Origin of the sequence: Rathayibacter agropyri, assembly GCF_013249015.1 — a bacterium.
GTDB classification, from domain to species: Bacteria; Actinomycetota; Actinomycetes; order Actinomycetales; family Microbacteriaceae; genus Rathayibacter; species Rathayibacter agropyri.
In genome coordinates, this window is record NZ_JABRPL010000001.1 from 851,081 (window position 1) to 869,903 (window position 18,823).

The window sequence follows — 18,823 nt, forward strand, 5'->3', positions numbered from 1 at the left end:
CTATCGTACGGGGGCTGGCGATGCGGCGACGTCCGCGGGCACGACGGCGGGCGCCGGGTCGCGCAGCCGCGGCCACGCGATCACGACCAGGGCGATCAGGGCCGGGAGGAAGGTCCACGCGACGCCGAGGCCGTTGGCCGGTACGAGCACGGAGCCGCCGGGGCTGCGCAGGGCGAGCAGCCCGATCATCGCGAGCAGGCCCATTGCCGTGCAGAACGCCACGAAGCGGTCGATGAGCACGAGCCGCAGACCGAGCAGGAGAAGGAAAACTCCGGCGAGCGCGGCACCGAGACCGACCGGCAGCGTCATCCCTGCGACTGTCAGGGTGCTCTGATGCGCGACGGTGGTGATCGCTCCGACGACCGCCCCGAGGAGGACGCCGACCACCCCCGAGAGAGCGCGCGAGCGAAGGGTCGGCCGCTCGAGGGCGAGCCCGCCGCCAGCCCGGGGAGCCTCGGCCGGACGGAAGCGCTCGATGCGCCCGATGGGGAATGTCGGGCCGCTGGAGAGCCGAGCCTCGTCGCCGTCGACGACGAGCTGAGTGGCATGGGCCTGGAAGGCGGCGCGCTTGCGGGCGTAGTCGGCGGGCGAGAGCTCGATCACGACATCCCCGGGCAGCGGCGGCGCCGACTCGGGCAGGACGGCGAGGAACCGGAGGCCGAGCAGCTCGGCGGAGCGTTCCGCGATCCGGGCGGTGCGCACATGGTCGGGATGACCGTAGCCACCGCCGGCGTCGTAGGAGAGGACGATGTCGGCGCCGACCTGGCGCAGGACGGCGACGAGATCGGCGACCTCCTCATCCTCCGCGGCGGCGGTGAGGGCGTCAGGGTGCACCGGCTCGAGCGGGACGGGGACCCGAGCTAGGCCCCACTGCATGCCGGAGTCGCGGTAGCTGCGGGGGGCCAGGCCGGGTGCGCGGGCGCCGCTGTCGCCGAGGAAGCGATGATCGGCGACTCCGAGCGCGGTCAGGGCGACGACCAGCTCGGTCGTGCGGTGCGCTGCCAGCTCCTGGGAGCCCTCGAGCGCTCGGAGGTCCTCCGGGATCACCTCGCCGCACTCGCCGCGGGTGGCGGTGACAACGGTGACCGAGGCGCCCTGCGCCACGAGGCGCGCCAGGGTGCCTCCCATGGTGATCGACTCGTCGTCGGGGTGCGCGTGCACTGCTACCACCCGCTCGATTGCTGCGTCTCGGCCCGCGTCCACTCTTCGCCTCTCGTCCTGCGTGACGTCTGACGCGCGACGCTTCTGGACAGCGATCGCGCGGCGCACTACAGTCGACCGAGGTAAGGCAAGGCTTACCGAAGCATTCGGGCCCGCCGTCCCGGCCGGCTCGGGGCGGGAGCCGCCCCCTCCTCGTCCACCGTCGACCAAGAGAACACGCGTGCTCGCAAACTACCTCATCGGCCTCCGCGAAGGCCTCGAAGCCGGCCTCGTGGTCGGCATTCTCGTGGCGTACCTGACCAAGCTCGGCAGGCGCGACGTGCTGCCGAGGCTCTGGATCGGGATCGCCGCGGCCATCATCATTTCGCTGACGACCGGCGCGATCCTGACCTGGGGTCCGTCCACGCTGTCGTTCCAGGCACAGGAGATCCTCGGCGGCGGCCTTTCGATCCTCGCGGTCGGGCTGGTCACCTGGATGATCTTCTGGATGGGCGCGAACGCCCGCAGTCTCAAGGGCGAACTCGAGTCCAAGCTCGACGGTGCGGTCGCGGGCTCGGCGCTGGGCATCGTCCTCCTCGGCTTCATCAGCGTGGGGCGCGAGGGGATCGAGACGGCCCTGTTCGTCTGGGCGAGCGTCGCCTCGAGCAGCGCGACCTCCGGCTCCGATGCGTGGCAGGGCACTTTCAACGCACTGCTGGGCATCCTCAGCGCGGTCGTCATCTCGTACCTGATCTTCCGCGGCTTCGTCAGGATCGACCTCGGACGCTTCTTCACGTGGACGGGCGGCTTCCTCATCGTTGTCGCCGCGGGGGTCCTCGCTTACGGGGTCGGCGACCTGCAGGAGGCGTCGCTGCTGCCGGGTGGGGGCGCACCACTGTTCTCGCTCGGCCCGATCCGCCCGCCGACCCTCACCGCGGTACTCGGGGGCCTGTTCAACTACACGCCGGAGCCGACCGCTCTGCAGTTCGCGGCCTGGATGGTCTACCTCGTCGTCGTCGGCGTGCTCTTCGTCCGCCAGGTCCGCCTCCGTAGCCCGCGACGGGGCAGCGCGGCCCCGGTTGCCGCCCCCGCTTCCACGTCCGTGTGATCCGCGCCGCCGCGCAACCCCCCCCTCGATGTCAGGAGAACCATGTCCGTGCGCGCTCGCCCGACCCGCCTCCCCCGCACCACCCTCGGCCTCGCCGGGGCCGGTGCCCTCGCGCTGCTTCTCTCCGGATGCGTGCCGAACACCGCGGCGTCCTCCTCCGCCGGTGCCCTCGACGTGGCGATCAGCGATGACGCGTGCGAGGTGTCCGCGGCCACGACCGAGGCCGGAGCCGTGCGGTTCTCCCTGACCAACGGCGGCACCGACGTGAACGAGTTCGAAATCCTCGCCGCGGACAAGCTGCGCATCGTCGGCGAGAAGGAGAACGTGACCCCGGGCCAGAGCGTGTCGTACGTGGCGCAGCTCGAGCCGGGCACCTACTACACCGCCTGCAAGTTTCAGCAGGTCGGCGCCCCGGTCGGCATGAGCGAATTCACCGTCACAGGAGAAGCAACGGCCCAGTCGGCCGACCAAAAAGCGGCGACCGACGCGGCGGTCACCAACTACGTCTCCTACGTGAAGTCGCAGGCCGGTGAATTGCTACCGGCAGTAAAGGAGTTCGCGCAGGCCTACGAGTCGGGCGACGACGAGAAGGCGCGCAGCCTGTTCGCTTCGACCCGAGTGTTCTACGAGCGAATCGAGCCGACGGCCGAGGCGTTCGGCGATCTCGATCCGAAAATCGACTACCGAGAGGTCGACGCGGTCACCGAGGGCCTGGACTGGACCGGCTTCCACCGGATCGAGAAGGACCTGTGGCTCCCCGCGGACGGCGCTCTGAACTCCGACGGTACCAGCGCCGTCCTCGACTGGGCGCCCTCCACCCCCGAGCAGCGCGCGCAGTTCGGCCAGGGACTCGTGACCGATGTGCAAAGCCTCTACGACCTCGTGAACGCGCCCGACTTCACCGTCTCGGTTGGCGACATCTCGAACGGCGCGATCGGCCTGCTCGATGAGGTCGCCGCCGGCAAGATCACCGGCGAGGAGGACTGGTGGTCGAGCACTGACCTCACCGACTTCGCCGCGAACGTGCAGGGCGCTGAGGTCGCCTTCGGCAACGTTGAGCCGATCGCCACGGCCCGCGGCACTGAGGGAGCCGACCTGACGGCGCAGATCACCCAGCGCTTCGGCGAGCTGGACGCCCTGCTCGCCAGGTACGGCTCGATCGACTCCGGTTTCGTGGCCTACTCGACGGTGACCGCGGAGCAGAAGAAGGAACTCTCGGATCAGGTCAACGCTCTCTCGGAGCCGCTGTCGCAGCTCACCCACACGGTACTCGGCGTCGAAAAGCCGACAGCGTAGTGGCTGACGAGGAGCGCACGGAGCGGTCGCCGGACTCCGAGGGCACGGCGCCCGTAGAGCAGACCCGCCGCCTCTCGCGGCGCGGGCTGCTCGGCCTCGTCTCTGCCGGCACAGCGGGGCTCGCCGCGGGCATCGGAGGGACGGTTGCCGTGTCGAGCGCGACCGCCTCCTCCCCCGCGCGCACCGTGCCGTTCTTCGGCGCGAACCAGGCCGGGATCACGACCGCAGCCCAGGACCGCCTCCACTTCGCCGCCTTCGACCTCGCGACCGGCACCAGCCGCACCGACCTGATCGAGCTTCTCCAGGATTGGACGATCGCCGCCTCCCGAATGACCCAGGGCCTCGAGGTGGGCGAGACAGGAGCCGTCGACGGGCCGGATACCGCGCCCCCCGAGGACACCGGCGAGGCGCTCGGGCTCGACGCGGCCTCGCTGACGATCACCGTCGGCTTCGGCCCGACGCTCTTCGTCGACGGAACCGGTGCTGACCGGTTCGGCCTTGCCGAGCGTCGACCCCCACAACTCCAGGCGTTGCCACGCTTTCGCGGCGACGCGCTCGTGCCCGCGGCCGGCGGAGGCGACCTCTGCATTCAGGCTTGCGCCGACGACCCGCAGGTCGCCGTGCACGCCATCCGCAACCTCAGCCGGATTGCCTTCGGTCGCGCTTCGCTGCGCTGGTCGCAGCTCGGCTTCGGCCGCACGTCCTCGACCTCGACCGCACAGGCGACGCCGCGGAACCTATTCGGCTTCAAGGACGGCACGGCCAACATCAAGTCGGAGGAGTCCGACGCCGTGCAGGAGCACGTCTGGGTCCCCGACTCCGACGGCCCCGCGTGGCTGGTCGGCGGCAGCTACCTCGTGGCCCGCAAGATCCGGATGATGATCGAGACCTGGGACCGCAGCCAACTCGGCGAGCAGGAGCGGGTGATCGGCCGCAGCAAGGGCTCCGGCGCACCCCTCTCGGGCGGCGCGGAGTTCGCTGAGCCAGACTTCACTGCGGCCGGGGCCACCGGCACTGCGCTCATCGACAAGGCGGCGCACATGCGCCTCGCGCACCCCGAGGTGAACGGCGGAGCCCGGCTGCTGCGGCGCGGCTACAACTTCGTCGATGGCAACGACGAACTGGGGCGCCTGAACGCGGGACTGTTCTTTCTGTCGTTCCAGAGATCGCCGGAGCAGTTCATCACGGTGCAACGGAGCCTCGCGAAGGATGCGCTCAACGAGTACGTGAAGCACGTCGGCTCGGCGGTGTTCGCGGTCCCGCCCGGCGCGCGCAACGAGAACGACTTTCTCGGCTCGGGGCTCTTCGCCTGAGGCAGTCGGCTTCTCCTGAGGAGATCCGCAGACGGTCCCAGGCATGTGAGAGCGTCCTCGCCGGACGCGCAAAGGAGGCGCAGAGGACGCACTTCTACCCTCGGTCGCGATGTCCGGAAACAGTGCGAAAAGCGGTCTGACCAAGCGCGAGCGCCAAGAGCGCGCCCGAGCCGAAGCGCGGGAGCGCCGGGAGGCCGAGCGGAGGCGACGGAAGCGGAATCGGCTGCTCGGCCAGGGCGGGGCGGTACTCGGCGTTCTCGCGGTCGTGGCACTGGTCTGCTGGAACATCTGGTCGCAGCAGGAAGTGGCGAGTGCCGGTCCCGCCAATATGCTCAGCGACGGCATCGTGCTCGCCGGCGACGGGTCGGCCGTGACCGTGCAGACCACCGCGGCCCTCGCTCCGGAGGCGTCACCCCAGCCGACGGACGAGAGCGGCCCGCGCGCGGCCGGAGTCGCGACCATCGACGTCTATGCCGACTACCTCTGCCCCTATTGCGGCGAGTTCGAGAAGGCAAACGCCGAGCAACTGCAAACCTGGCTGAAGCAGGGAACGATCACCCTCGAGTTCCACCCGGTGGCGATCCTCGATGCGTCCTCCGCCGGATCCGCCTACTCCAGCCGCGCTGCGAACGCCGCGGCCTGCGTCGCCGACGAGGATCCAGACCGCTTCCTCGCGGTGAACGCGGCACTGTTCGCGAAGCAACCGGCGGAGGGGACGACAGGGCTCGACGACGACGCACTGCGCTCCCTCGTCGTCGACGCTGGAGTAACGAAGGACCCCGTGCTCGCCTGCATCACCAGTGGCGAGTTCCGGCCCTGGGTGGCGGCGGCCACCCGGCGGGCAACGAGCGGACCGCTGCCGAACTCGTCCCTCCCGAAGCTCGCATCGACGCCGACCGTGCTGGTGAACGGGCAGCAGTACACGGGCGCGCCCGGCGACGCGTCGGCGTTTGCACAGTTCGTTTCCTCGACGCTCGAGGCTGAGGCACCAGCGTCTGCCGGCTGACACCCGTCCCCGGTGGCCACCGTGCACACACGAGATCGGCCGGAGCGGTGCTCCGGCCGATCTCGTCATACAGGGGCACGCGCAGCGCCCCGCGGCCTCAGCCCTGCTTCTTGAGGCGACTCGTCATGCGCGCGCGGGCGTTCGCATCGAGCTCGACCTTGCGAATGCGGACAACCTCGGGGGTCACTTCGACGCACTCGTCCTCGCGAGCGAACTCGAGGCACTCCTCGAGGGTCAGCTGGCGGGACGGCGTCATCGACTCGAAGTTGTCTGCGGTCGACTGACGCATGTTCGTCAGCTTCTTCTCCTTGGTGATGTTGACGTCCATGTCATCGTTGCGCGAGTTCTCGCCGATGACCATGCCCTCGTATACCTCCTCGGTGGGGTTCACGAAGAAGGTCATCCGCTCCTGGAGCGCGATGATCGCGAACGGCGTCACAACGCCCGAGCGGTCGGCCACGATCGAGCCGTTGTTGCGCGTCACGATCGCGCCGGCCCAGGGCTCGTAGCCGTGCAGGATCGCGTTCGCGATCCCGGTGCCGCGAGTGGTGGTCAGGAACTCGGTGCGGAAGCCGATCAGGCCGCGCGAGGGCACGATGAACTCCATCCGGACCCAGCCTGTGCCGTGGTTCGACATGCCGTCCATGCGGCCCTTGCGGGCAGCGAGGAGCTGCGTGATCGCACCGAGATACTCCTCCGGAGCGTCGATCGTCAGGTGCTCGAAGGGCTCGTGCGTCTTGCCATCGACCTGGCGGGTGACCACCTGGGGCTTGCCGACGGTGAGTTCGAAGCCCTCGCGGCGCATCTGCTCGACCAGGATCGCCAGGGCGAGCTCGCCGCGGCCCTGAACCTCCCAGGCGTCCGGACGTCCGATGTCGAGGATCTTGAGCGACACGTTTCCGATGAGCTCGCGGTCGAGGCGATCCTTGACCATGCGCGCGGTGAGCTTGTGGCCCTTGACCTTGCCGACCAGCGGCGAGGTGTTGGTGCCGATCGTCATCGAGATCGCGGGGTCGTCGACCGTGATGGCCGGCAGGGGGCGGATGTCCTCCGGGTCGGCGATGGTCTCGCCGATGGTGATCTCGGGGAAGCCCGCGATCGCGACGATGTCGCCGGGGCCGGCCGACTCCGCCGGGTAGCGGTCAAGGGCCTTCGTGATCAGCAGCTCGGTGATGCGGGCGTTGGTATGCGTGCCGTCGTGGTGGACCCAGGCGACGGTCTGGCCCTTCTTGATGGTGCCGTTGAAGACGCGCAGGAGGGCGAGGCGGCCGAGGAACGGCGAGGCGTCGAGGTTGGTGACGTGGGCCTGGAGGGGCGCATCGTCGTCGTAGGTCGGCGCCGGGATGTGCTTGAGGATGGCCTCGAATAGCGGCTCGAGGTCTTCGGCGTCGGGCAGCGAGCCGTCATCGGGCTTGTTCGCGGAGGCGCGGCCGACTTTGCCGGAGGCGTAGACGACGGGGACGTCAAGGATCGCGTCGAGGTCGAGGTCCGGGACGTCGTCCGCGAGGTCGGATGCGAGGCCGAGCAGGAGGTCCTGGCTTTCGGCGACGACCTCGTCGATGCGCGCGTCGGGGCGGTCGGTCTTGTTGACCAGCAGAATCACGGGGAGCTTCGCCTCGAGCGCCTTGCGCAGGACGAAGCGGGTCTGCGGCAGCGGGCCCTCGGAGGCATCGACCAGGAGGCAGACGCCGTCGACCATCGACAGGCCGCGCTCGACCTCGCCGCCAAAGTCAGCGTGGCCGGGGGTGTCGATCACGTTGATGGTGATGGGGCCATCCGTCGCGTGCTTGCCGCTGTACGAGACAGCGGTGTTTTTCGCGAGGATCGTGATGCCCTTCTCGCGCTCGAGTTCGTTCGAGTCCATTGCGCGCTCGTCCACATGGGCATGCGCGTCGAAGGAGTTCGTCTGCTTGAGCATGGCGTCGACCAGCGTGGTCTTGCCGTGGTCGACGTGGGCGACGATCGCGACGTTGCGCAGGTCGGAGCGGGTGGCACTTGCCATGGATACGGACTCGTCTCGTGTTCTCGTGCAAAAAGGGGGCTGTCTATCGTACCGCAGCGGAGCGTCCGGACGGCGAAGAGCCCCGGATCCCCGCTCGCGACGCCCTGTACAGGGACGCCCTGTGCAGGAGCGTCGCGCGCGGGGCCGAGGCCCGTGGATCCGCTGACTAGACCGCGAACTCGATGCCGGCGCCGGGGATGGCGGCCAGGAGCTCGCGGGTGTACTCCTGCTGCGGCGCATCGAACACCGTGTCGGTCGGCGCGTGCTCGACGATCCGTCCCTTTTGCATCACGCAGACGTCGTCGGCGATCACCCGGACCACCGCCAGGTCGTGGGTGATGAAGAGGTAGGTCAGCCCGAGTTCGGCCTGGAGGTCGGCGAGCAGGCGCAGGATCTGGGCCTGAACGAGCACGTCCAGCGCCGACACGGCCTCGTCGAGCACCACGATCTCGGGCTTGAGCGCGAGCGCGCGCGCGATCGCCACACGCTGACGCTGGCCGCCGGAGAGCTCGTTCGGGTATCGGCTCGCGATCACGCGCGGCAGGGACACCTGATCGAGCAACTCGAGGACCCGCTCGCGCTGCGAGGTGCGGTCGCCGACCTTGTGCACGCGCAGTGGCTCCGAGATCGTGTTGCCGATGTTGTGCAGCGGGTCGAGCGAGCCGTACGGGTCCTGGAACACGGGCTGCATGGAGCGGCGCAGCGCCAGCATTTCGCGACCCTTGAGCTTCTCGGTGCGGCGACCGGCGATCGAGATCGCTCCGGAGGTCGCCGTTTCGAGCCCGAGCACGAGGCGCGCGATGGTCGATTTGCCCGAGCCGGACTCGCCGACGAGCGCCGTGGTGGTGCCCTTCGGAATGGAGAACGAGACGCTGTCGACAGCGGTGAAGTCCTCGGCCTTCAGCCCGCCACGGCGGATCTTGAAGACCTTGGTCAGGCCGTCGACCTCGATCATCGGCGCGCCGGAGACCACTCCACCGGCCTGGTGCACACCCGCTGCGCCGACCAGGTCGACCTCGCGGACGGCGGCCGACTCGCCGGGAACCGCCTCCGTCGCCGCGCCCGCGCTGGACTGGATGCGGCGCGACGCAAGGCTCGGCGCGGCCGCGATCAGGCGCTGCGTGTAGGGATGCTGCGGGTTCTGCAGCACCTCCACCGAGGCACCGGATTCGACGATCCGGCCCTTGTACATGACGATCAGCTTCTCGGCGCGCTCGGCCGCGAGGCCCAGGTCGTGGGTGATGAAGAGCAGCGCGGTGCCATCGGTCTTCGTCAGCGTCTCGAGGTGGTCGAGGATGCGGCGCTGGACGGTGACATCGAGCGCCGAGGTGGGCTCGTCGGCGATGAGCAGCTGCGGAGCGGCGGCCAGGCCGATGCCGATCAGCACGCGCTGGCGCATGCCTCCGGAGAACTGGTGCGGGAACTGCTTCAGCCGCTTCTCGGCGTCGGCGAGACCCGCGTTCTGCAGCACCTCGATCGCCTTGGCGCGGACCTCCTTGCGGCCCGAGGCGAGGCCGTTTGCCCTGATCGTCTCCTCCACCTGGAAGCCGACGGACCACACCGGGTTCAGGTTTGACATCGGGTCCTGGGGAACGTAGCCGATGCGGCGACCGCGAATGTCCTCCAGCTCAGTCCTGGTCGCTTTCGCCAGATCCTTGCCGTCGAAGAGGACGGATCCGCCGGTCACCGTACCGGTGCCGGGGAGCAGACCGATGATCGCTGCGGCGGTCGTCGATTTGCCCGAGCCGGACTCCCCCACGATCGCCACGGTCTGGCCGTGCTCGATGGTGAGGCTCACGCCGCGCAGGGCGGGGACCAGCCCGCTGCCGGTCTGGAAGCCGACCTCGAGGTCGGTGACCTCGAGCAGGTGCCCGTGCGGGGTGTTCGGTGTCGTGGTGCTCATCGGAGGGCCCTCGCCTTCGGGTCGAGCGCGTCGCGGAGCGATTCGCCGAGGAGGATGAAGCTCAGCACCGTCACCGTCAGGGCGATCGACGGGTAGATCAGCGTCTGCGGATTGGTGCGGAGGTCGCGCTGCGCCTGGCTAATGTCGTTGCCCCATGACATGACCGAACCGGGCAGACCGACGCCGAGGAACGACAGGGTCGCCTCCGCCGTGATGGCCGCCCCGAGCGAGATGGTCGTGACGACGATGACGGGCGCGATCGAGTTGGGCAGCACGTGCCGGAATAGGATCGCCATCCGAGACAGGCCGGTTGCGGTGGCAGCGCCGACGAAGTCGGACTGCTTCACGCGGAGGACCTCGGAGCGCAGCACTCGCGCCGTCGTCGGCCAGGCGAAGGCGCCAATGGCCAGGGCGATGACGAAGACGTTCCTGTGCTCGGAGAAGACGGACATGATGACGACCGCGGCGAGGATGTAGGGGATCGAGAAGAAGATGTCGCCGAGGCGCATGATCACGGTGTCGACCCACCCGCCGAAGAAGCCGGCCAGCGCGCCGCCGATCACTCCGGACACGGTCGTGATCATGATCACGATCAGGCCGACGGTCAGCGAGGTGGATGTGCCGTGGATGATCCGCGAGTAGACATCGCAGCCCTGCTTCGTGTAGCCGAGCACACTGCCGTCACCGGGGCCCTGGTTGCTGAACGAGAGCGCGCACTGCCGCGGATCGACCGAGGTGAACAGGCCGGGGAAGAGGGCGACCGCGATCACCACGAGGATCAGGACGCCGGAGATCCAGAACATTGGTCGCGTGCGCAGGTCGCGCCAGGCGTCGGTCCACAGATTGCTCGGCTTCTCATCGAGGCTGACGGCATCGATCGACGCGATCGGCGTCTCCTCGAGCGGAGCCACGAAGTGGTCGATGCGGCGGGCCTTGTGGGCGCCGCCGGGAAACTCATTGGGCATAGCGGATCCTCGGGTCGAGTACGGCGTAGAGCAGGTCGACGAGGATGTTCACCACGAGGTAGAACAGCACCATGACCGTGACGAAGGAGACGACCGTCGGTCTCTCTCCTCGAATGATCGCCTGATAGAGCGTGTTCCCGACTCCGGGAACGTTGAAGATGCCCTCGGTCACCGTCGCGCCCACGATCAGGAGGCCGAAGTCGGCGCCGAACTGCGTGGTGACCGGGATGAGCGAGTTGCGCAGGATGTGCACGGGGATCACGCGGCGGCGAGGGAGCCCCTTGCTGTAGGCGGTGCGCACGAAGTCGGAGCCGGCGGTCTCGATGATCGAGCCGCGGGTGAGGCGGATAGCGGAGGCGACCACGAACAACGCGAGCACGATCGCCGGTAGGAGCAACCTCTGGAACGAGGCGTCGGATCCGACCGTCGGCGGGAACCAGTCGAGCTGCACGGCGAAGAACGACTGCGCGATGAAGCAGAGCACGAAGATCGGCACCGAGACGAGCAGGAGGCTGATGACCAGCGCACTCGCGTCGAAGAAGCTGCCCTTGCGCAGACCGCTGATGAGACCGATGGTCAGCGCAAGGACGATCTCGATGATGATTGCCATCATCGCCAGCGTCAGGGTCACCGGGAAGGTGCGGGCGAGGATCTCGTTGACCGACTGGCCCGAGAACGAGATGCCGAAGTCGCCGCGGACGACGCCTCCCAAATAGTAGAGGTACTGGACGAAGAACGGCTCATTCAGGTGGTACTGCTCCTCGAGGCGGGCGAGGAGCGCGGGGCTCGGAGTCTTGTCGCCGAAGAGCGACAGGAGCGGGTTCCCCGGCATGGAAAAGACCATGAAGTAGATGAGGAACGTGGTGCCGATGAGCACGGGGACGGCTTGCAGGATGCGTCGGACGATATAAGCGAGCATGTCAGCCCAGCCGGTTCCGGAGTCGCATGGATGGAGACCTCATTCGATTGTGACCGAAACAGGGCGCTCCGCCCGTGCCACGACCGGAGGGCCGGAGGCACGGGCGAAGCGCCCCGATGGACCGAGCTTACTTCTTGGTGATCTCGTAGTAGAGCGGCACCGAGTTCCAGCCGAACTCGACGTTCGACACGTTCTCGCTGAAGCCACCGGTCACGTTGGCGTACCAGAGGGGCAGGGACGGGAGGTCCTGGAGGAGGATCTCCTGCGCCTGCTGGAACGTCTTGTTCGCCGAGTCGGCGTTGGCGTCCGAGAGGCCCTTCTGGACGAGCGCGTCGAACTCGGGGTTCGAGTAGTCGCCGTCGTTCGAGGAGCCGCCGGTCACGTACAGCGGGCCGAGGAAGTTGTTCAGGCTCGGGTAGTCGGCCTGCCAGGCGGTGCGGAACGCCGTCCGGATGGAGCGGTCGACGATCTTGGTGCGCGCCTCGGCGAAGGTCGGGTACGCCTCGCCCGCGGCGTCGATCCCCAGGGTGTTCTTGAGGGAGTTGGTCACTGCGTCGACCCAGCCCTGGTGTCCGCCGTCGGCGTTGAAGCCGATGGTGAAGGTGCCATCCCAGGGGCTGATCGCGTTGGCCTGAGCCCACAGCTCCTTGGCCTTATCCGGGTTGTACTGGAGCACGTCGGTGCCGGTGAGGGCGTCGCTGTAGCCGTCGATCACCGGGGAGGTGAAGTCGGAGGCGGGGGTGCGGGTGCCCTCGAAGATCACGTCCGTGATCTCCTTGCGGTCGAAGGCCATCGAAATGGCCTGGCGACGGAGCTTGCCCTCTTCACCGCTGAAGTGCGCGAGGCGCTCCGGGATGGTGAAGGACTGGAAGATCGCGGCCGGCTGGTTGACCGCTCGGTCGCCGAGGTCGCTCTCGAAGGTGCCGAAAGCGGAGTCCGGGATCTGGTCGATCACATCGACGTTGCCGGCGAGCAGGTCGGCGTAGGAGGCGTCCTGGGTGGCGTAGAAGACGATCTTCAAGCCGCCGTTCTGGGCCGCGCGGGGACCGGTGTAATTCTCGTTCTTGACCAGGTCGATCTGGACGTCGTGCTGCCAGGCGTTGTCGCCCGCGAGCTTGTACGGGCCGTTGCCGATCGGGCTCTCGCCAAAGGCGGCCATGTCCGCGAACGCCGCGGCGGGCAGCGGGTAGAACGCCGAGTAGCCGAGGCTGATCGGGAAGTCCGACTGCGGGGTCTTGAGGGCCACGGTGAAGGTGGTGTCGTCGACGACCTTCAAGCCGGTGAGCTCGCTGTCCTCGGTGTCGCTGAAGCCCTCAATGTTGCTGAAGAAGGAGGAACTGATCTGCGTGTTCGAGAACTTTGCGCCGTAGTTCCAGGCGTCCACGAACGAGCTGGAGGTGACCGGGTCGCCGTTGGTGAAGGTCAGGCCCGGCTTGATCGTGATGGTGTAGTTCTGCGCGTCGTCCGACTCGATCGACTCCGCCACATCGTTCTTGGGGGCGCCCTTGGCGTCGTAGTAGACCAGGCCGGCGAAGATCTCGTCGAGGATCTTGCCGCCGCCGGTCTCGTTCGTGTTGGTCGGAACCAGCGGGTTCTGCGGCTCGGAGCCGTTCGTGGAGATGATCGCGGTGGCGTCGCCTCCCGAAGCACCCCCGCCCGAGTCGTTCGAGCTGCTGCAGCCGGCCAGGACCAGCGTGCTCGCGGCGACGAGCGCCAGAGCTCCGAGTCCGTAACGTCTGATTTTCACTATTCCTCCAGTGGTGTGGGGGGCGCGCGAGAAGTAGTTTCCCTGACGCGTGGAGTGCCGTGCGCGTGGCGACGGCGTCGGCGCACGAGACTGGTGGCCGTCGCGCGGATGCCGAGAACGAGACTATGTATCGACTTGCTATCTGCACAAAAGCGTGGAGAAACCGTTACACAGCGGTAACAGTGAGGTGGAATCCTTGCGCCCTTCCGCATAAAACCTGCGCGGAGAACCAGAATGCGCAACAGATCGACATGAAGGAGACCTCGGAGTGTCCATCGACCACCCAGCGACGGGACACTCACGGCGGCGCCTCGGCCTCGAGATTGTGCTCGTGCTCGGGCTCTCGCTGGGAGCCGCCGCCGTGTACTCGATCGTGTCGATCGCGAACCGGCTCACCCGGCCTACGGCGCTGGCCGACCAGACCGCGACGCTCAACGGCTCCCTGAGCGACCGGCCGACGTTCGATCTGATCTACCAGCTCCTGGCACTCTTCTTCGACCTCGTGCCGGTGGCGCTCTGCGCGTTCTTGCTGTGGCAGAGTTCGGCGCGGCCACTCCGGAGGCTGGGGCTGGACCTCACACGTCCGCTGCGCGACCTCGGCACCGGGACGCTCCTGGCCGTCGCGATCGGCGCGCCCGGGATCGGACTGTACGTCGTCGGCCGCGCGCTGGGCATCACCGTCGCGATCAGCGTTGCGCCCGAGCAGTGGCGGTGGTGGACGGTCCCGGTGCTCGTGCTGTCGGCGATCCGCGCGGGTGTGCAGGAGGAGGTGATCGTCATCGGCTACCTCTACGCCCGCCTGGGCGACCTCGGCTGGGGACGCTGGCGGATCCTCCTCACCAGCGCGCTGCTGCGGGGCAGCTACCACCTCTACCAGGGCATCGGGCCGTTCCTCGGCAACGTCGTGATGGGCGTGGTCTTCGGGCTGGTGTACCAGCGTTTCGGGCGCACGCTGCCGCTGGTAATCGCGCACTCGATCATCGACATCGTCTCGTTCGTGGGGTATCCGCTGGCGGTCGGCCTGTGGCCGGAACTGTTCGCGGCGCCGGAGCCGCAGAACGAAGGCTGAGCGCGCGGATCCGGCCCTTCCGGGACTCGTCAGCGCTCCCGGCCTTCGTTGTGCAGGAGCGGACGCGACCGCGAACCCCAGCGGTGCACACCGCGCCGGATCATCCCGGCCAGAACGGCCTCGGTCGCCGGCCAGTCGTACAGCACCTGGCGCGCGGACAGCCGCACGACGACGAACCCGCGAGCGTGCAGGGCGAGACTTCGGCGGTAATCCTCCTCGAGCTGCACCGAGCCGGTGTGGAAGCGGCGCCCGTCGGTCTCCACGGAGAGCCGATCCCCGATCAGGTTGTCGAGGTGCCCCACTCCGGGAACAAAGACCTGGGCGCGGACGGGGGCTCCGAGCCGGACCGCGGCGAGGCGGATCCTCGTCTCCAGACCGGATTGACATTGCGGCTCGACGAGGTCGAGCACTGCCCGCCTGCCGACCGGGACCAGGCCGCGCAGGTCGAGGAGCTCGGAGTAGGCGATGGCTCCGCTGTTCACCGCGGAGTCCAGGGCCATGACTGCCTCCTCGGCCGGGAGGCAGGTCAGGGCGTGCAGCACGACCGAGCGGATACCGTCGACGGACGACGTCTCTGGGCCGCACCCGGGCCAGCGGCGCCAGTGCAGCAGGACGCCGGGCCGCGAGCGGGCCGTGGCGTTCGGCGGCACGGCAACGTGGAGCGGTCCCTCCGCGAGCACCCACAGCCCCTTGGCCGCGAGCGCCGACGCACAGGTGAGCACGCCGCCCGCGGCCACGGCGGCGAGCTCGGCCTCCGGCACGCCGGGCAGCGCGAACCAGCCGCGGCGGATCCGGAGGACCGCGCCGGTGCGAACGGCGCCTTGGAGGTGGTGACGTGTGCAGCCGGCAGCGGCGAGCTGCGCAGCGGAGGCGAAGCCTCCCAGGTCGACGAGCGCGGTAAGAAGTCTGTCCATCCGATGAGGATGATGGGGCCAGCGGCAACTCCGCCGTCCTCCTCACTCCGTCCGTGGAGAGTCGGCGTCGGGCGACGGCTGGGGAGGGACGCGGCAGCCTGCACAACGAAGGCTGCGACCCCCGGATCCGTGCTCCTGCGGCGGGTGGGCACTCTCAGCCTTCGTTGTGACGCAGATCAGGCGAAGGCCTCGATTGGCGGGCAGGCGCAGACGAGGTTGCGGTCGCCGTAGGCCTGGTCGATGCGGCGGACGGGGGGCCAGTACTTGCCGCGCACCAGCGAGCGGACCGGGTAGACGGCCTCTTCGCGGGAGTACGGGTGCGTCCACTCCGTGGTCACCAGGCACTCGGCGGTGTGCGGGGCGCCGCGGAGCGGATTGTCGTCCACCGGCCACTCCCCCGCGCCGACGCGGTCAGCCTCCGCCTTGATCCCGATCATCGCGTCGATGAAGCGGTCGATCTCGGCGAGGTCCTCACTCTCGGTCGGCTCGACCATCAGCGTCCCCGCGACGGGGAAGCTCATGGTCGGTGCGTGGAAGCCGTAGTCGATGAGGCGCTTGGCGACGTCGTCCACGGTCACACCGGTCGCCGCCGTCAGCGGGCGGATATCGAGGATGCACTCGTGCGCGACCAGCCCGTTCTCGCCCGTGTACAGCACGGGGTAATGCTCGCGGAGCCGCGCAGCCACGTAGTTGGCGGAGAGGACCGCCGCACCGGTCGCGGCCCGCAGTCCCTCCTCCCCCATCATCCGGGCGTACGCCCACGAGATCGGCAGGATGCCCGGGCTGCCGTACGGCGCGGCCGACACGGGGGCGCCGCCGTGCACGACGCGCTCGCCGTGCTGCCCGACGCCGTGCTCGAGGCGCTGCGCCAGCGGGTGACCCGGCAGGAACGGCGCGAGGTGCGCCTTCGCCGCGACGGGGCCGACCCCGGGCCCGCCTCCGCCGTGTGGGATACAGAACGTCTTGTGCAGGTTGAGGTGCGAGACGTCGCCACCGAAGTCGCCGAAGCGGGCGAAACCGAGTAGCGCGTTCAGGTTCGCTCCGTCCACGTACACCTGACCGCCGACCTCGTGGACGAGGCGGCAGATCTCGGCGACCTCGTGCTCGTACACGCCGTGCGTTGACGGGTAGGTGATCATCAGCGCGGCCAGGTCGTCGGCGTGCTCGGCGATCTTCGCACGCAGGTGGTCGAGGTCGACATTGCCGAGGTCGTCGCAGGCGACAACCACGACGCGCAGCCCCGCGAGGACCGCGCTGGCCGCATTAGTTCCGTGCGCGCTCGAGGGGATGAGGCAGACCGTCCGGCCGAGGTCACCGCGTGAGCGGTGGTAGCCGCGGATCGCGAGCAGACCGGCCAGCTCGCCCTGGGAGCCCGCGTTGGGCTGCAACGAGACGGAGTCGTAGCCGGTGAGGTGCGCGAGCCATCCCTCCAGCTGGTCGATCAGTGCGAGCGAGCCCTGCACATCGGCCTCCGGGGCGAATGGGTGCAGGCCAGCGAACTCCGGCCAACTGACCGCCTCCATCTCGGTGGCGGCGTTGAGCTTCATGGTGCAGGAGCCGAGCGGGATCATGCCCCGGTCTAGCGCGTAGTCGGCGTCGGCGAGGCGCTTGAGGTAGCGCATCATCGAGGTCTCACTGCGGTGGGAGGTGAACACGGGGTGCACGAGGAAGGGCGTGCGCCGGTCGAGTTCGGCGGGGATGCTCCGCCCCGCTGCGCCGACGAAGCCGAACGACGAGTCGAGGTCGCCGATCGCGATGGCGACGGCAACGACCTCGAGGTCGGTGACCGTCTCGTCGATCGAGACCGCGACCGTGTCGGCGTCGACCAGCCGCAGGTCGAACCCGGCCTCGCGGGCGCGGGCGAGGGCCGCCTCCGCTCCCCCGGGGACGACGACCTCGACGGTGTCGAAGAAGTCGGCGTGCCGGAGGGAGTGACCCCGGTCGAGCAGGAGGCGCGCGAGCAGCGCGGCCCGGGCGTGCACGCGCTCGGCGATCGCCGCGAGCCCGTCCGGCCCGTGGTAGACGGCGTACATCGCGGCCATCACGGCCAAAAGCACCTGCGCGGTGCAGATGTTCGACGTCGCCTTTTCTCGGCGGATGTGCTGCTCGCGGGCCTGCAGCGAGAGGCGGTAGGCGGGGTGGCCCTCCGCGTCCTGGCTGACGCCGACGAGCCGACCGGGCAACTGGCGCTCGAGTCCCGTGCGGACAGCGAGGTAGCCGGCGTGCGGTCCGCCAAAGCCCAGCGGTACTCCGAAGCGCTGCGTGGTGCCCACAGCCACGTCGGCGCCCAGCTCGCCCGGCGAGCGGACGAGGGTCAGCGCGAGCAGGTCGGCGGCGACGACCGCGAGGCCACCGCTCGCCTTCACGGCGGCAAGCACGGCCGACGGATCCCACAGGTGGCCGGACGCGCCAGGATACTGCACGAGGGCGCCGAACGCCTCCGGCATCTCGTCGGCCGCCGTGCGCGAGAGCGGCAGCTCGACGATGCGGATACCCACCGCCTCCGCCCGGCCGCGCAGCAGCGCGAGCGTCTGCGGGAGCGCGTCGGAGTCGACGATGAAAACAGTGGTGCGGGCCTTGGAGGCGCGGCGCGCGAGCAGCATCGCTTCGACGACCGCGGTGCCCTCGTCCAGCATCGATGCGCCGGCGGTGTCGAGCCCGGTGAGGTCCGAGACCATCGTCTGGAAGTTGATCAGCGCTTCGAGGCGCCCCTGCGAAATCTCGGGCTGGTACGGAGTGTAAGCCGTGTACCAGCTGGGGTTCTCGAGCACGTTCCGCGTGATCACGGCGGGCGTGTGGGTGCCGTAGTAGCCGAGCCCGATCAGGGGGCGGCGCACCGTGTTGCGCGCGGCGAGGGCCCGCAGTTCGGCGAGCGCCTCCGTCTCGGTAGCCGGCGCAGGCAGCACCGGGTCGAGGTCGCGCACGCGGATCGACTCGGGGAGCGCCGCGGTGACGAGATGCTCGACAGAGTCGTAGCCGAGGGCCGCGAGCATGGTGCGCTGAGCGGCGGCGTCGGTCCCGATGTGGCGGGACTCGAAGGCGCCAGGGGTCCGGGTGGCCGCCATCTACTCGCCGACCAGCTCGGTGTAGGCGGCGGCATCGAGCAGGCCGTCGGGCAGGGCATCGAAGCGGACCCGGATCAGCCAGCCCTCGCCGAACGGGTCGGAATTGACCAGCTCGGGGCTTTCTACGACGGCGGTGTTGGCCTCGAGGACCTCGCCGTCGACCGGCGCGAAGAGCTCACCGACCGACTTGGTCGACTCGATCTCCCCGACGACGCTGCCGCCTTCGACGCGAGCCCCCGCCTCGGGCAGCTCGACAAAGACGACGTCGCCGAGCTTGTCGGCGGCGTAGGCGGTGATGCCGACGGTAGCGACGTCACCGACGACGCGGATCCACTCGTGGTCGGAGGTGTACTGCAGTTCGGAGGGCACGGCCATG

At 69.0% G+C, this 18,823-nt stretch carries 14 protein-coding genes; 5 read left to right on the forward strand and 9 right to left on the reverse strand.

Going from position 1 to position 18,823, the window contains the following annotated elements; translation table 11 throughout:
• Window positions 1-1,203 carry a PIG-L family deacetylase gene (locus tag HRF29_RS03965; RefSeq protein WP_173244902.1) on the reverse strand — a complete coding sequence of 401 codons (1,203 nt, stop codon included), beginning with the start codon at window positions 1,201-1,203 and terminating at the stop codon, window positions 1-3.
• Between the two features lie 178 nt (window positions 1,204-1,381).
• On the opposite strand from HRF29_RS03965, the gene efeU reads away from it, so the two are divergent.
• The 4 genes from efeU (at window position 1,382) to HRF29_RS03985 (ending at window position 5,863) form a co-directional block, all read left to right on the forward strand.
• Complete coding sequence (gene efeU, locus HRF29_RS03970; protein ID WP_173244905.1) at window positions 1,382-2,248, forward strand: iron uptake transporter permease EfeU; 867 nt, start codon at window positions 1,382-1,384, stop codon at window positions 2,246-2,248.
• A gap of 42 nt (window positions 2,249-2,290) precedes the next feature.
• Window positions 2,291-3,544 (forward strand): iron uptake system protein EfeO, encoded by a 1,254-nt coding sequence (gene efeO, locus HRF29_RS03975; protein WP_173244908.1) that lies wholly within the window; start codon window positions 2,291-2,293, stop codon window positions 3,542-3,544.
• Window positions 3,544-4,857, forward strand: coding sequence for an iron uptake transporter deferrochelatase/peroxidase subunit (efeB, locus tag HRF29_RS03980; RefSeq protein WP_173244911.1), 1,314 nt, complete (start codon window positions 3,544-3,546; stop codon window positions 4,855-4,857). Before efeO ends, efeB begins: the two co-directional genes overlap by 1 nt.
• Before the next feature lie 109 nt (window positions 4,858-4,966).
• On the forward strand, window positions 4,967-5,863 hold the full coding sequence (locus HRF29_RS03985; protein ID WP_173244914.1) for a DsbA family protein: 897 nt from the start codon (window positions 4,967-4,969) through the stop codon (window positions 5,861-5,863).
• A 97-nt stretch (window positions 5,864-5,960) separates the two neighbouring features.
• Here the strand turns inward: HRF29_RS03985 and typA are convergent, their stop codons facing one another.
• From typA to HRF29_RS04010, 5 genes are all read right to left on the reverse strand, one after another.
• Window positions 5,961-7,865: a translational GTPase TypA gene (typA, locus tag HRF29_RS03990; protein WP_173244917.1), complete on the reverse strand. Its 1,905-nt coding sequence runs from the start codon at window positions 7,863-7,865 to the stop codon at window positions 5,961-5,963.
• A 166-nt stretch (window positions 7,866-8,031) separates the two neighbouring features.
• Complete coding sequence (locus HRF29_RS03995; RefSeq protein ID WP_173244920.1) at window positions 8,032-9,768, reverse strand: dipeptide ABC transporter ATP-binding protein; 1,737 nt, start codon at window positions 9,766-9,768, stop codon at window positions 8,032-8,034.
• Complete coding sequence (locus HRF29_RS04000) at window positions 9,765-10,733, reverse strand: ABC transporter permease (RefSeq protein WP_173244922.1); 969 nt, start codon at window positions 10,731-10,733, stop codon at window positions 9,765-9,767. The genes HRF29_RS03995 and HRF29_RS04000 overlap by 4 nt, the downstream gene beginning before the upstream one ends.
• Complete coding sequence (locus HRF29_RS04005; RefSeq protein WP_173244925.1) at window positions 10,723-11,652, reverse strand: ABC transporter permease; 930 nt, start codon at window positions 11,650-11,652, stop codon at window positions 10,723-10,725. The genes HRF29_RS04000 and HRF29_RS04005 overlap by 11 nt, the downstream gene beginning before the upstream one ends.
• Window positions 11,653-11,779: 127 nt before the next feature.
• Window positions 11,780-13,399, reverse strand: coding sequence for an ABC transporter substrate-binding protein (locus tag HRF29_RS04010; RefSeq protein ID WP_173244930.1), 1,620 nt, complete (start codon window positions 13,397-13,399; stop codon window positions 11,780-11,782).
• A 268-nt stretch (window positions 13,400-13,667) separates the two neighbouring features.
• Between HRF29_RS04010 and HRF29_RS04015 the strand changes: the two genes are divergently transcribed.
• Window positions 13,668-14,468 (forward strand): CPBP family intramembrane glutamic endopeptidase, encoded by an 801-nt coding sequence (locus tag HRF29_RS04015; protein ID WP_173244933.1) that lies wholly within the window; start codon window positions 13,668-13,670, stop codon window positions 14,466-14,468.
• A 29-nt stretch (window positions 14,469-14,497) separates the two neighbouring features.
• On the opposite strand, the gene HRF29_RS04020 is transcribed toward HRF29_RS04015, so the two are convergent.
• The 3 genes from HRF29_RS04020 to gcvH form a co-directional block, all read right to left on the reverse strand.
• The gene (locus HRF29_RS04020) at window positions 14,498-15,382 is read right to left on the reverse strand and encodes a type IV toxin-antitoxin system AbiEi family antitoxin domain-containing protein (protein WP_173244936.1); all 885 of its coding nucleotides are present in this window, start codon (window positions 15,380-15,382) and stop codon (window positions 14,498-14,500) included.
• A 176-nt stretch (window positions 15,383-15,558) separates the two neighbouring features.
• Window positions 15,559-18,447 (reverse strand): aminomethyl-transferring glycine dehydrogenase, encoded by a 2,889-nt coding sequence (gcvP, locus tag HRF29_RS04025; protein WP_173244939.1) that lies wholly within the window; start codon window positions 18,445-18,447, stop codon window positions 15,559-15,561.
• Window positions 18,448-18,822 (reverse strand): glycine cleavage system protein GcvH, encoded by a 375-nt coding sequence (gcvH, locus tag HRF29_RS04030; RefSeq protein ID WP_173244942.1) that lies wholly within the window; start codon window positions 18,820-18,822, stop codon window positions 18,448-18,450.
• Window position 18,823: the final 1 nt, after the last annotated feature.

What these genes read in the sequence shown, in the direction of transcription:
- efeO (WP_173244908.1), top strand. Translation starts at nt 2,291, where the DNA reads ATGTCCGTGCGCGCTCGCCCGACCCGCCTCCCCCGCACCACCCTCGGC.
- HRF29_RS03985 (WP_173244914.1), top strand. Translation starts at nt 4,967, where the DNA reads ATGTCCGGAAACAGTGCGAAAAGCGGTCTGACCAAGCGCGAGCGCCAA.
- typA (WP_173244917.1), bottom strand. Translation starts at nt 7,865, where the DNA reads ATGGCAAGTGCCACCCGCTCCGACCTGCGCAACGTCGCGATCGTCGCC.
- HRF29_RS03995 (WP_173244920.1), bottom strand. Translation starts at nt 9,768, where the DNA reads ATGAGCACCACGACACCGAACACCCCGCACGGGCACCTGCTCGAGGTC.
- HRF29_RS04000 (WP_173244922.1), bottom strand. Translation starts at nt 10,733, where the DNA reads ATGCCCAATGAGTTTCCCGGCGGCGCCCACAAGGCCCGCCGCATCGAC.
- HRF29_RS04005 (WP_173244925.1), bottom strand. Translation starts at nt 11,652, where the DNA reads ATGCTCGCTTATATCGTCCGACGCATCCTGCAAGCCGTCCCCGTGCTC.
- HRF29_RS04020 (WP_173244936.1), bottom strand. Translation starts at nt 15,382, where the DNA reads ATGGACAGACTTCTTACCGCGCTCGTCGACCTGGGAGGCTTCGCCTCC.
- gcvP (WP_173244939.1), bottom strand. Translation starts at nt 18,447, where the DNA reads ATGGCGGCCACCCGGACCCCTGGCGCCTTCGAGTCCCGCCACATCGGG.
- gcvH (WP_173244942.1), bottom strand. Translation starts at nt 18,822, where the DNA reads ATGGCCGTGCCCTCCGAACTGCAGTACACCTCCGACCACGAGTGGATC.